The sequence below is a fragment of the Embleya sp. NPDC127516 genome, assembly GCF_044765325.1.
Classification (GTDB): Bacteria; Actinomycetota; Actinomycetes; order Streptomycetales; family Streptomycetaceae; genus Embleya.
In genome coordinates this window covers 77,660-89,246 of sequence record NZ_JBIWJT010000012.1, presented here as the reverse complement: position 1 = coordinate 89,246, position 11,587 = coordinate 77,660, and the positions used below count along the sequence as shown (strand labels likewise).

The window sequence follows — 11,587 nt, the reverse complement described above, 5'->3', positions numbered from 1 at the left end:
ATTGCGACATGCCCGCTCGCGAGAACAGCACCCCGAACGCCGCCCCGGATCCGACCCGCAACGCCGCCCTGGACACCGCCGCGACCACCGGGGACCCATCCCCGGCCGGCTCGCCCCCGCCCGCTGTCCCGGCGTGGGAACGCCGCTATCGGGCGGCTCGGATCGGCCTGCCGCGCTGGGCCGACCACGCGCCGGCCAAGTCCGTCTTCGTCTCCAATGCCTCCGGCACCTTCGAGGTGTACGCGTGGGACCGGGTCAGCGGCGCACAACGCCAGGTGACCGATCGGCCCAACGGCACCGCGTCCTCCCGGATCAGCCCGGACGGGCGCTGGATCTGGTGGTTCGCGGACACCGACGGCGACGAGCTGGGCGTGTGGATGCGCCAGCCGTTCGACGGCGGCCCGGACGAGGTCGCGGTTCCCGGCCTCGAACCGTCCTACCCCGGCGGCCTCGGCCTGGCGAACGACGGCACCGTGGTGGTCGGCCGGATGACCGACGACGAGGGCTCCACGATCCACGTCGCGCGCCCGGGCGCCGAGCCGGTGACCGTGTACCGCCACACCGAGTCGGCGTGGTTGTCCGCGCTGTCCGAGGACGGCACCTACCTGGCCATCGCGCACAACGAGCACGGCGACGCGATGCACTCGTCCTTGCGCGTCCTGCGCCTGGACGGCACACCGGTGGCCGACCTGCACGACGGCCCCGAGGGCGGCCAACCGGACTCCGACCTGTCCGCGATGGGCTTCTCCCCGGTCGCCGGCGACCAGCGCATGCTGGTCATCCACCAGCGCCGCGGCCGGGACGAGCCACTGCTGTGGGAACCGCTGACCGGCGTCGAGACCGAACTCGACCTCGGCCTGCCCGGCGACCTGTCCGCCGACTGGTATCCGGACGGCCGGGCGCTGCTGATCGACCACGAGCAGCACGGGCGCTCCGAGCTCTACCGCTACGACCTGGCGAGCAAGGAGCTCACCCGGATCGACACCCCGCCCGGCACCATCGGCGCCGCCGGTGCGCGGCCCGACGGCAGCGTCGAGTACCACTGGTCCAACGGCGCGACCCCGGCCGAACTGCGCTCGACCGCCGGCGACGTGCTGCTCACCCCGCCCGGCGAGCGGCCGCCCGGCTCGGTCCCGGTCTCCGACGCGTGGGTCGAGGGGCCGGGTGGCAAGGTGCACGCGCTGGTGTCCAAGCCCGCCGGCGAGGGTCCGTTCCCGACCGTGTTCAACATCCACGGCGGGCCCACCGCGCACGACGGCGACCACTTCGCGGCGGACGTCGCGGCCTGGGTCGACCACGGCTTCGCGGTGGTCCGGGTCAACTACCGGGGCTCGACCGGCTACGGCAAGGACTGGACCGACGCGCTGCGGGTGCGGATCGGCCTGATCGAGTTGGAGGACATCGGCGCGGTACGCGAGTGGGCCGTCGAGTCGGGCCTGGCCGACCCCGAGCGGCTCGTGCTCTCCGGCGGCTCGTGGGGCGGCTACCTGACCCTGCTCGGCCTGGGCGTGCAGCCCGACGCGTGGGCGCTGGGGCTGGCCGCGGTGCCGGTCGCGGACTACGTCACGGCGTACCACGACGAGATGGACGTGCTCAAGGCGATGGACCGCACGCTGCTGGGCGGTACGCCCGAGGAGGTACCCGAGCGCTGGGCCGCCTCCTCGCCGCTGACCTATGTCGAACAGGTGCGGGTGCCGGTGTACATCAGCGCCGGCGAGAACGACCCGCGCTGCCCGATCAAGCAGATCGAGAACTACGTCGAGCGCCTGGCGCAGCTCGGCAAGCCGCACGAGGTCTACCGCTACGACGCGGGCCACGGCTCGCTGGTCGTCGAGGAGCGCATCCGGCAGATGCGCAAGGAGTTCGCGTTCGTGGACAGCGTGATCGGCCTGCCGATCCCGAACCCGGCGTAGTGGAGGACGGGGCCGGCGTACCGGAGCGCGGGGCCCGGGCGTCGGATCCTCGACGCCCGGCTCCGCGAGCGCCGGGCCCGCCCCCCCCGCCCCGCCGGCCTCAGGTCTTGACGCCCAACTCCGCCAGCAACTCCGCTTCCCGTTCCTCGGCCCGGTCGTCCGCCTCCCGGCGGACCACCCGCCACCACACGAACACCGCGGCGCCCGCGAAGACGAACCACTGTGCGGTGTAGCCCAGGTTCTGCCACGCGCGCCCGGAAATGCCGCCGCTCGCGGACTCCTTGCTCGGCGGCATCGGCGCGAGCGCGGCCGAGTCGGCGGCCGGGGTCTGCGCGGTCAGCGCGACGAAACCGTCGGTGAGCGGATAGGGCAGCAGGTTGACGAGTTCGGGTGTGCTGATCATCGAGAGTTGCCCGGCTCGCAGGTCGGTGGCCCGGTCCGCGTTCGAGGTGTGCTCGGCCTCCGACCACTCCAGCCGACCGGTGACGGTGACCGGCCCGGCGGGCGGCGCGGGCACGCTCGTGCCCTCGACCCAGCCCCGGTTGACCACGACCGCCGGGGCGCCGTCGACCAGTAGCGGGGTGACCACGTACGACCCTGTGCGTCCGTCGAGTCGGCGCCCGGGCACCATCAGTTGCCGCGCCGCGTCATAGCTGCCGCTGACGGTGACCGAGCGGCCGCGGTCGGATCCCTCCACCCGGCCGCCGAGCGGCACGAGTTCACCGATCGGCACCGCGGGAGCCGAGGACACCTTCTCCCCGCTGCTCCCGCCTCCCTTGTGCTCGCCGTAGCGATGGAACTGCCACAACCCCAGCGCCGCGCACACCGGGACCGCGACGAGCACGATCATGTGGAAGACCAGCCAGCGCGGCTGGAGCAGGAACCGGTACACCCCCCAACGGTAACCGTCGACCGACGGCGCCCGAGCGCGGGTGTCACCCCACCCGCGGGTACGCCCCCGTCCGATAGATGTCGGTGCGGTACACCGTGCCGCCGCACGTGGGCGTCAGGGTCACCTTGGCCACGTTGAAGTCGTTGGCGATCAGCGCGTAACCGAGTGCGGGCACCGGCGCCTTGGGCGAGTCGGCGGCGCAGGTGCCGTCCGCGCCCGGCGCCTGCGGCTTCCACGCGAACTGGAACTCGTACTCCTGGCCCGGCCGGAGCACGACGACCGTGCCCGAGGTCTCGGGCAGTACCGGCAGCGCGGCCGCGTCGTCGCCGGCCTTGTGCTGGAGCACGGTCACCTGCACGATCGGGTTCCCCGGCGGCGAGACCACCGAGACCACGCCGGGCCCGGTCACCTGGCAGTCCTTGGCCGCGTTGCTGCGCACCTGGAGCACGCCGTACGCCAGGCCGTCGGCGCCGATCGGTCCCAGACGGGCGTCCTCCCCGGACAGGTCGGTGGTCGCGCACGCCGGCGTCGGCTTGGCCGGTGGCGTGCTCCCGCTCGGCGGCGCGCTGGTGGCGGGCGGCACGGTCTGGCCCACGCCCGCGCTCTGCCCGCTGGTGGGCGCGATCGAGGCGCCGGACCCACTGGTGGGCGTGCCGCCGCGGGTCGCCGGGTGCGACTGGCCGGCCCCGCCCGGGATACCGGCGCTCATCCCCTCGCTCGGCCCCGGCAACGGCTCGGTGGCGTTGACCGCTGAGGACGAGGACCGGATGCCGCCGACGTTCGACTTCGAGCCGTCGCCGCCGTCCACCACGGTGCGCAGCACCGGTGTGCCGATCAGCAGCGCGGCCGCCAGCCCGGCGGCTCCGAGTGTGGCCACCCGCCGCTGCCGGCGCCGGGCCGGCACGGCGACGCGCAGCCGATCCAGCGCGTCCGACGCGGGCAGCACGTCGGCGACCGCCGCGTGCAGCCGCCGGCGCACCTCTGCCTCGAGGTCGTCGGGGTCGGGACCGAGAGTCCCCGGGGTGTTCGTCACGGCGTCTCCATCCGGGCCCGGAGGGCTTCCAGTCCGCGTGAGGCGTACGCCTTCACCGAGCCGACCGACAGTCCGAGCAGATCGGCCACCTGAGCCTCTGTCAGATCAGCGTAATAGCGCAGCACGATCACTTCTCGCTGCCGCCGTTGCAATTCGCGCAACGCCCTTACCAACACGTCGCGTTCCGCCACGTGGCGCGAACCGTCCTCGGTACTCGTCGATTCCGGCTCGGGTTTCGACAGTAGTCGCATGCCCATGATCCGACGGCGCAGTGTCGACCGGGACAGGTTGACCACGGTCTGCCGCAGGTAGGCGAGGGTCTTGTCGGCCTCGCGCAATCGGTGCCGGGCGGTGTGCACCCGTACGAACGACTCCTGCACCACGTCCTCACACGAATCGGTGTCGTCGAGCAACAGGGAAGCCAAGCGCAACAACGAACCATAGTGCGCGCGGTAGGTCTCGGTGAGGACGTCGATGGAGACGCCCGCGTCAGAGGACACGGAAACTCCCGAAACGCCCAGATCCAGCGCGCCGACCACGGGCATTCGGACCGGGCGCAGCGCCGGTTCCGCCCTCACGACCATTTCTGCCACGACTGTTGGACACCCGACCCCCCGGGAAGGTTGTATACGCCTGCGATCCGGGGACGGTCGTCGGCTCAGACACACGTGCGCCCACCGTAGTGGGCAGGGTGACGTGCAGTCAGCCACTCGGGGCCGGGAAACGGCCGCGCACGCGCGGCAGCCGGTGTCCCCACCTGGGGAACACCGGCTGCCGCGACGGTTCGCGGCCCGGGTCCGGACCCTGTCCGGGGCGGCCGGGCGGGCCGGTCGGGGCCTAGTCGCGCTCGGTCAGCTCGGCGGCGACGACTTCGGCGATCTGGGCCGTGTTCAGCGCCGCGCCCTTGCGCAGGTTGTCCCCGCACATGAACATGTCGAGCGCGAACGGGTCGTCGATCGAGCGGCGCACCCGGCCGACCCAGGTCGGGTCGGTGCCGACCACGTCGGCCGGCGTCGGGAACTCGCCGTTCTCCGGATCGTCGCACAGCACGACGCCGGGGGCACCGTCGAGGATCTCGTGTGCCCGGGCGACCGAGACCTCGTTCTCGAACACGGCGTGCACCGCGAGCGAGTGCGTGGTGATCACCGGGACGCGCACACAGGTCGTGTGCACCTTCAGGTCCGGCAGTCCGAGGATCTTGCGGGACTCGTTGCGAACCTTGAGCTCCTCGGACGACCAGCCGTCGTCCTTGAGCGAGCCGGCCCACGGCACCACGTTGAGCGCCAGCGGGGCCGGGAACGGCCCGAAGTCGCCCACCGCGCGGCGCACGTCGCCGGGCTGGGTACCCAGTGTCTGGCTGCCCGCGACCTTGCCGATCTGCTCGCGCAGCGCGTCGACGCCGGGCTGACCGGCACCGGAGGCGGCCTGGTACGACGCGACGACGAGTTCCTTGAGCCCGAGCTCGGCGTGCAGCGCGCCCAGCGCGACGACCATGGTCAGCGTCGTGCAGTTGGGGTTGGCGATGATGCCGCGCGGACGCACCCGCGCCGCGGCGGCGTTGACCTCGGGCACCACGAGCGGGACCTCGGGGTCCATCCGGAACGCGCCGGAGTTGTCCACCGCGATCGCGCCCTTGCTCGCGGCGATCGGCGCCCAGTGCGCGGAGACCTCGTCGGGCACGTCGAACATCGCGACGTCCACGCCCTCGAAGCACTCCTCGCTCAGCGCGATGACCTCGACCTCCTCGCCGCGTACGACGAGCTTCTTGCCCGCGGAGCGCGCCGAGGCGATCAGCCGGATCTCGCCCCACACGTCCTGGCGGGTGGAGAGCAGTTCGAGCATCACCGTGCCGACCGCGCCGGTGGCGCCGACCACGGCCAGGGTGGGCTTGTCCTTGCGGGTCATCGGCCGGTACCTCCGTAGACGACGGCTTCGCCGGACTGGTCGTCCAGGCCGAACGCGGTGTGCACGGCCTGTACGGCGGCCGGAACGCCGTCGGCGCGACAGACCACCGAGATCCGGATCTCGGATGTCGAGATCAGCTCGATGTTCACCCCCGCGCCGGTGAGGGATTCGAAGAACTTGGCGGTCACGCCGGGGTGCGAGCGCATGCCGGCGCCGACCAGCGAGATCTTGCCGATCTGGTCGTCGTAGCGCAGCGACTCGAAGCCGATCTCGGCCTGGGCCTTGGTCAGCGCGGTCATCGCGCTCTGCCCGTCGGACATCGGCAGCGTGAAGGAGATGTCGGTACGGCCCGTGGAGGCCGCGGAGACGTTCTGCACGATCATGTCGATGTTGATCTCGTTGTCCGCCACCAGGCGGAAGATCTTGGCCGCCTCGCCCGGCTTGTCCGGGACCCCGACCACCGTGATCTTCGCTTCGCTGGTGTCGTGGGCGACCCCGGAGATGATCGCGTGCTCCATGTCGTCCCCTTCGGGTTCATCCGTCACCCAAGTGCCGACGAGTCCCGAGAAGGACGACCGCACGTGCACGGGCATGTCGTAGCGGCGGGCGTACTCGACGCACCGCAGGTGCAGCACCTTGGATCCGCTCGCGGCCAGCTCCAGCATCTCCTGGTAGCTGATCCGGGAGATCTTCCGGGCCTTCTTCACCACACGGGGGTCGGCGGTGAAGATGCCGTCCACGTCCGTGTAGATCTCGCAGACCTCGGCGCTGAGCGCGGCGGCCAGCGCGACGGCGGTGGTGTCCGAGCCGCCGCGGCCGAGCGTGGTGATGTCCTTCGTGTCCTGGGACACACCCTGGAAACCGGCCACGATCGCGATCGCGCCCTCGTCGAGCGCGGAGCGGATCCGACCCGGCGTCACATCGATGATGCGCGCTTTGTTGTGGACCGCGTCGGTGATCACACCGGCTTGGCTGCCGGTGAACGACCGTGCGTCGACGCCCAGGTTTTTGATCGCCATCGCCAACAGCGCCATCGACATCCGCTCACCCGCGGTGAGCAGCATGTCGAGCTCGCGCCCGGAAGGGATGGGACTCACCTGCTGCGCCAGATCGATCAGCTCGTCCGTCGTGTCGCCCATCGCGGACACCACCACGACCACTTCGTGGCCCTGCTTCTTGGTGTCGACGATTCGCTTGGCCACGCGCTTGATGCCTTCGGCATCGGCGACGGAGGAGCCGCCGTACTTCTGCACGACAAGGCCCACGTGCGCTCCTCGCTTGATATCTGTGCGGTCGGCACAGTCTAACTAGGCCGTACAGTGGTCAAAGCTTTATTCACATTGTGAGACGTACGTATCACTAAGCGGGCAGTCGGAACCGAACGCCCATGTCGGCGCCGGGACGGGCCGTACCGGGGCGGTACCGGGTCCGTACCCCGCTCGCCTTTCGCCAGAATTCCGTTGATACCGAATCCCGGTGGGATCGGGCGACGACTCAGGTGTGCGGGCCGCCCAGTACCACGGCCTCGTCGAGCTGCTCGGCGAGCTCGTCGACCAACTCGTCGGCCAGTGCCTGGCCGGCCGGGTCCAGACTCTCCATGATCGGATCGTCCAGGCGGGCGTGCGACACCACCGACTGCAGCGCGCGCAGCACGGCGCTGGCGGTCGCGCCCCAGTTGGACAGGTACGAGAACTGCCACCACCACAGCGCCTCGCGGCTGCGTCCGGCCCGATGGTGGGCCAGCCCGTGCGCGAGGTCGGCGACCACGTCGGCGACGTCGTCCGACAGCCGCGCGGCGACCGGCTTGGACTTGGGCACGTACGGGTCGAAGACCTCGTAGTAGACGTCGATCGGCTCCAGCAGCCGGGACAGCGCCGAACGCAGCGCGTCGACATCCGGATCGGGGCCCGAGTCGGGCTCGAAGCGGTCGTCGGGCACGATGTCGGCGATCGCGCCGAGCCGGCCGCCCGCGAGCATCAACTGCGAGACCTCCAGGAGCAGCATCGACACCGCCTGCTCCGGCTCCTCGCCCTTGGCCACCTCGGTGACGGCCAGGACGAAGCTGTCGATCTGGTCGGCGATCTCTCCGGTGAATTCGTTCAGGTCGTCAGACATCGAGCAGTCGTCTCCCCTCGAAGGCACGCCCGAGCGTGACCTCGTCGGCGTACTCCAGGTCGCCCCCCACCGGCAGCCCGCTGGCCAACCGGGTCACTCGCAGACCCATCGGCTTGCACAGGCGAGCCAGATACGTCGCGGTCGCCTCTCCTTCCAGGTTCGGATCGGTGGCCAGGATCAACTCGGTCACCACACCGTCCGCGAGCCGGGTCATCAGTTCACGGATCCGCAGGTCGTCGGGTCCCACGCCCTCGATCGGGCTGATCGCGCCGCCGAGCACGTGGTAGCGGCCTCGGAACTCGCGGGTCTTCTCGATCGCCACGACATCCTTGGACTCCTCGACCACGCAGATCACCGCGACGTCGCGTCGCGGATCGAGGCAGATGCGGCACTGCTCCGACTCCGCCACGTTGCCGCATGTGGCGCAGAAGCGCACCTTGTCCTTGACCTCGGTGAGCGCGTGCACGAGGCGCCGGACGTCGGCCGGGTCGGCCGCCAGGAGGTGGAAGGCGATGCGTTGCGCGCTCTTCGGCCCTACACCGGGCAGTCGGCCCAGCTCGTCGATGAGGTCCTGTACGACGCCTTCGTACACCTACCGTCTCCCTGCTCGCTCTGGTTCTTCGTGGGCTTATTGGTGGGGTTGGTGGTCGGTGGTCGGTGGTCGGTGGTCGGTGGTTGGTGGTTGGTGGTCGGTGGGCTCGTGGCTGGGCTTGGGCTTTGTCGGTGGCGCTTGGCCTGGGGTCTTGGGCCTTGCGCTTCAGCCTCGGGCTTCGGCCTTGTCGGCTTCCGGGTGGGCTCGGCTTTCGGTCGTGTGGACCCGGCTCACATGCCGGGCAACCCCAGTGGGCCGCCACCGCCCATGCCCTGGGCCAGCGGGCCCATCAACCGGGACTGCATCTCCAAGGCCGCGCGGTTGGCGTCGCGCACCGCGGCGACGATGAGGTCGCCGAGGGTCTCCGTGTCCTCAGGATCCACCGCGGACGGCGAGATCTCCAGAGCCAGCAGTTCGCCGGCACCGGAGACGGTCGCGGTCACCAGGCCGCCGCCGGCGCTCCCGGTCACCTGGGTGCGGGCGAGTTCGTCCTGCGCCGCCATGAGGTCCTGCTGCATCTTCTGCGCCTGCTGCAGCAACTGCTGCATGTCGGGCTGGCCACCACCGGGAAACACCTGGACACCCTTCGTCGCTCGGACGCGGCTTCGCACCGCCTCGGGGCGGCCCTGCTCGGCGGCCGTCCTGCGGTCGAGCCTACGGCTCCGGGCGGGGCCGATGCGCGGCGGCGGCACGCATCGGCGGGTCCGGTGGTGGGGCGGGTGGTGGGTGGGTCAGGTGGTGGGCGACTCGTCGATGATCGTGGCGCCCAGCTCGCGGGCGAGCAGTTCGTGGGTGGACAGGCCGCCGTCGTCCGCGAGGTCCTCGTCGTCGTACCGGCCGATGTCCTCGGGGATGTCGTAGTCCGGCTCGGGCGGCGGCGGGGGCGGTGCCTGCTGCGGTTGCGGTCGGGCGGGCGGCGCTGCCTGCGGCGGGGCCCCGGTGGCGGGGCGGGGTTGGGCGGGGGCCGGCGGGGGCGTGGCCGCAGGGGGCGTCGGAGCGCCGGGCCACGCGCCGGGGGGCGGGGCGGCGGCGGGTGTGGGGTGCGTGACGGGGCTGCCGGCCTGGGGCGTCGTGGTCGGGACCGGGACCGGAGCCGGCGTGGCGGGGCGGCGGGAGGGCGCCGCGGCGCCCTCGCCGGCGACGACGCAATCGATCCGCCAGTCGAAGCCGAACGCGTCCTGGACGGCCTGGCGCACGATCTCGTCCCGGCCGCTGCTGCGGAAGCCCTCGCGGGCGCCGGCCTGCTCGAACGCGAGGGTCAGCGTGGCGCCGTCGAATCCGGCCACGGTCACGGTCTGGAGCATCATCCAGGCCACCCGGTTGCGGCCGCGGACGGCGTCCAGGATCTGCGGCCACATCTCGTGCACGCGGGTGAGGTCGCCGGTGCCTTGGGCGGGGGTGGCGGCGGGCGAAGGTGTTGCCTGGGTGTGCTGCTGTTGGGCCTGTTGGGCCTGGTGTTGTGGTGCGGCGGACGGGGGCGGGCCGGAGCCGGCGGTGCGGGCCTGGGGCCAGGCACCGGGGGCCGGCGCGGGGGGCTGCTGGGTCTGGGGCTGCCGGTGTTGCTGCGGCTGCGGTGCCGTGGGAGGCGGTACGGGAGCCTGAGTCGGCGCCGCAACCGGGGCTTGGACCTGGGCCGGGGCGGCCTGCTGCGGCCGGGTCGCCGCGGGGGGCGGCGCGTCGGCGCGGGCGTGGTCCGGTGCGGCGGGCCCGGCGGGGAGGCCGCCGACGGACACCCGGCGCTCCAGCCGTTCCAGCCGAGTCTGCAAACCCTGCTCACCGGAGTCGACGGCGGGCAGCAGTACCCGCGCGCAGATCAGCTCCAACTGGAGCCGGGGCGCGGTGGCGCCACGCATCTCGGTGAGGCCGGTGTTGACGATGTCCGCGGCGCGGGTGAGCCCGGCCCGGCCGAACTCGGCGGCGTGCCGGACCATGCGCTCCAACTGATCGGCCGGCACATCGATCAGGCCCTTGTCGGCCGCGTCAGGCACGGCGGCCAGGATCACCAGGTCGCGCAGCCGCTCCAGCAGGTCGGCCACGAACCGACGCGGGTCGTAGCCCCCCTCGATCACCCGGTCGACCAACTCGAAGGTGGCCGCGCCGTCCTGCGCGACGAACGCCTCGACGACGTCGTCCAGCAGCGACCGGTCGGTGAACCCGAGCAGCGAGGTGGCCATCGCATAGGTGACACCGTCGTCGGTGGCGCCCGCGAGCAACTGGTCCATCACCGACATCGAGTCCCGCACCGACCCGGCTCCGGCCCGTACGACCAGCGGCAGCACGGCCGGCTCGACCTTGATGCCCTCGGTCTCGCACACCGACGCGAGGTGGTCGCGCAGCACGCCGGGCGGCACCAGCCGGAACGGGTAGTGGTGCGTGCGGGACCGGATGGTCCCGATCACCTTCTCCGGCTCGGTCGTCGCGAAGATGAACTTCAGGTGCTCCGGCGGCTCCTCGACCACCTTGAGCAACGCGTTGAAGCCCGCCGACGTGACCATGTGGGCCTCGTCGATGATGTAGATCTTGTAGCGCGAACTCACCGGCGAGAAGTGCGCCTTCTCCCGCAGATCGCGCGCGTCGTCCACACCACCGTGCGACGCGGCATCGATCTCGATCACGTCGATGCTGCCGGGCCCGCCGAGACCGAGGTCCCGACACGACTGACACTCGCCGCACGGCGTGGGCGTGGGCCCCTGCTCACAGTTGAGACACCGGGCGAGAATGCGCGCGCTGGTGGTCTTGCCACACCCTCGCGGCCCACTGAACAGGTAGGCGTGATTGACGCGGTTGTTCCGCAGGGCCTGCATGAGGGGTTCCGTCACGTGCTCCTGCCCGATGACCTCTGCGTAGGTCTCGGGGCGGTAGCGACGGTAGAGGGCGAGCGACACGCCCCCGACGATAGCCGGGCCGAACGACAGACGCGGACCCTCATCACCCACCGGGTGCCCGATCACCGACCACGGTCGGGTACTGTAGGCCCCGGACCCCCCGTGCGGCGGTATCCTCCTGAACCTCCCCAGGGCCGGAAGGCAGCAAGGATAGGGAGGCTCTACCGGGTGCACGGGGGGTTCACAGTTTCCCCCACCCCCCTGGCCCCACCCCTCCGCCCCCTTCGAATAGGGGTGCGCGAGCACCCACCG

Annotated in this window: 10 protein-coding genes and 1 other RNA gene; 2 read left to right on the top strand and 9 right to left on the bottom strand. The window is 71.7% G+C overall.

All coding sequences use genetic code 11. From position 1 onward, the window contains the following. Positions 1-8: 8 nt before the first annotated feature. Positions 9-1,913, top strand: coding sequence for a prolyl oligopeptidase family serine peptidase (locus ACIRL2_RS23860; RefSeq protein ID WP_402234416.1), 1,905 nt, complete (start codon positions 9-11; stop codon positions 1,911-1,913). Positions 1,914-2,013: 100 nt separating this feature from the next. Here the strand turns inward: ACIRL2_RS23860 and ACIRL2_RS23855 are convergent, their stop codons facing one another. From ACIRL2_RS23855 to ACIRL2_RS23815, 9 genes are all read right to left on the bottom strand, one after another. Then, positions 2,014-2,805, bottom strand: coding sequence for an SURF1 family protein (locus ACIRL2_RS23855; protein WP_402234415.1), 792 nt, complete (start codon positions 2,803-2,805; stop codon positions 2,014-2,016). 43 nt (positions 2,806-2,848) lie between these two features. After that, positions 2,849-3,838 (bottom strand): DUF4232 domain-containing protein, encoded by a 990-nt coding sequence (locus ACIRL2_RS23850; protein WP_402234413.1) that lies wholly within the window; start codon positions 3,836-3,838, stop codon positions 2,849-2,851. Continuing rightward, on the bottom strand, positions 3,835-4,422 hold the full coding sequence (locus tag ACIRL2_RS23845) for a SigE family RNA polymerase sigma factor (RefSeq protein ID WP_395867026.1): 588 nt from the start codon (positions 4,420-4,422) through the stop codon (positions 3,835-3,837). Before ACIRL2_RS23845 ends, ACIRL2_RS23850 begins: the two co-directional genes overlap by 4 nt. 253 nt (positions 4,423-4,675) lie before the next feature. Further along, positions 4,676-5,743 carry an aspartate-semialdehyde dehydrogenase gene (locus ACIRL2_RS23840; protein ID WP_395866600.1) on the bottom strand — a complete coding sequence of 356 codons (1,068 nt, stop codon included), beginning with the start codon at positions 5,741-5,743 and terminating at the stop codon, positions 4,676-4,678. Next, complete coding sequence (locus tag ACIRL2_RS23835) at positions 5,740-7,008, bottom strand: aspartate kinase (protein WP_355530902.1); 1,269 nt, start codon at positions 7,006-7,008, stop codon at positions 5,740-5,742. The genes ACIRL2_RS23840 and ACIRL2_RS23835 overlap by 4 nt, the downstream gene beginning before the upstream one ends. Before the next feature lie 229 nt (positions 7,009-7,237). Continuing rightward, positions 7,238-7,858, bottom strand: coding sequence for a DUF5063 domain-containing protein (locus ACIRL2_RS23830; RefSeq protein WP_395866598.1), 621 nt, complete (start codon positions 7,856-7,858; stop codon positions 7,238-7,240). Next, positions 7,851-8,450 (bottom strand): recombination mediator RecR, encoded by a 600-nt coding sequence (gene recR / locus ACIRL2_RS23825; RefSeq protein WP_391586320.1) that lies wholly within the window; start codon positions 8,448-8,450, stop codon positions 7,851-7,853. The genes ACIRL2_RS23830 and recR overlap by 8 nt, the downstream gene beginning before the upstream one ends. Positions 8,451-8,680: 230 nt before the next feature. Beyond that, positions 8,681-9,025 carry a YbaB/EbfC family nucleoid-associated protein gene (locus tag ACIRL2_RS23820; protein ID WP_395866596.1) on the bottom strand — a complete coding sequence of 115 codons (345 nt, stop codon included), beginning with the start codon at positions 9,023-9,025 and terminating at the stop codon, positions 8,681-8,683. A 156-nt stretch (positions 9,026-9,181) separates the two neighbouring features. Next, the gene (locus ACIRL2_RS23815; protein ID WP_402234410.1) at positions 9,182-11,335 is read right to left on the bottom strand and encodes a DNA polymerase III subunit gamma and tau; all 2,154 of its coding nucleotides are present in this window, start codon (positions 11,333-11,335) and stop codon (positions 9,182-9,184) included. A gap of 90 nt (positions 11,336-11,425) precedes the next feature. Between ACIRL2_RS23815 and ffs the strand changes: the two genes are divergently transcribed. Further along, positions 11,426-11,524, top strand: an RNA gene (gene ffs, locus ACIRL2_RS23810) — signal recognition particle sRNA small type. Positions 11,525-11,587 lie beyond the last annotated feature (63 nt).

What these genes read in the sequence shown, in the direction of transcription:
- ACIRL2_RS23860 (WP_402234416.1), top strand. Translation starts at nt 9, where the DNA reads ATGCCCGCTCGCGAGAACAGCACCCCGAACGCCGCCCCGGATCCGACC.
- ACIRL2_RS23845 (WP_395867026.1), bottom strand. Translation starts at nt 4,422, where the DNA reads ATGGTCGTGAGGGCGGAACCGGCGCTGCGCCCGGTCCGAATGCCCGTG.
- ACIRL2_RS23840 (WP_395866600.1), bottom strand. Translation starts at nt 5,743, where the DNA reads ATGACCCGCAAGGACAAGCCCACCCTGGCCGTGGTCGGCGCCACCGGC.
- ACIRL2_RS23830 (WP_395866598.1), bottom strand. Translation starts at nt 7,858, where the DNA reads ATGTCTGACGACCTGAACGAATTCACCGGAGAGATCGCCGACCAGATC.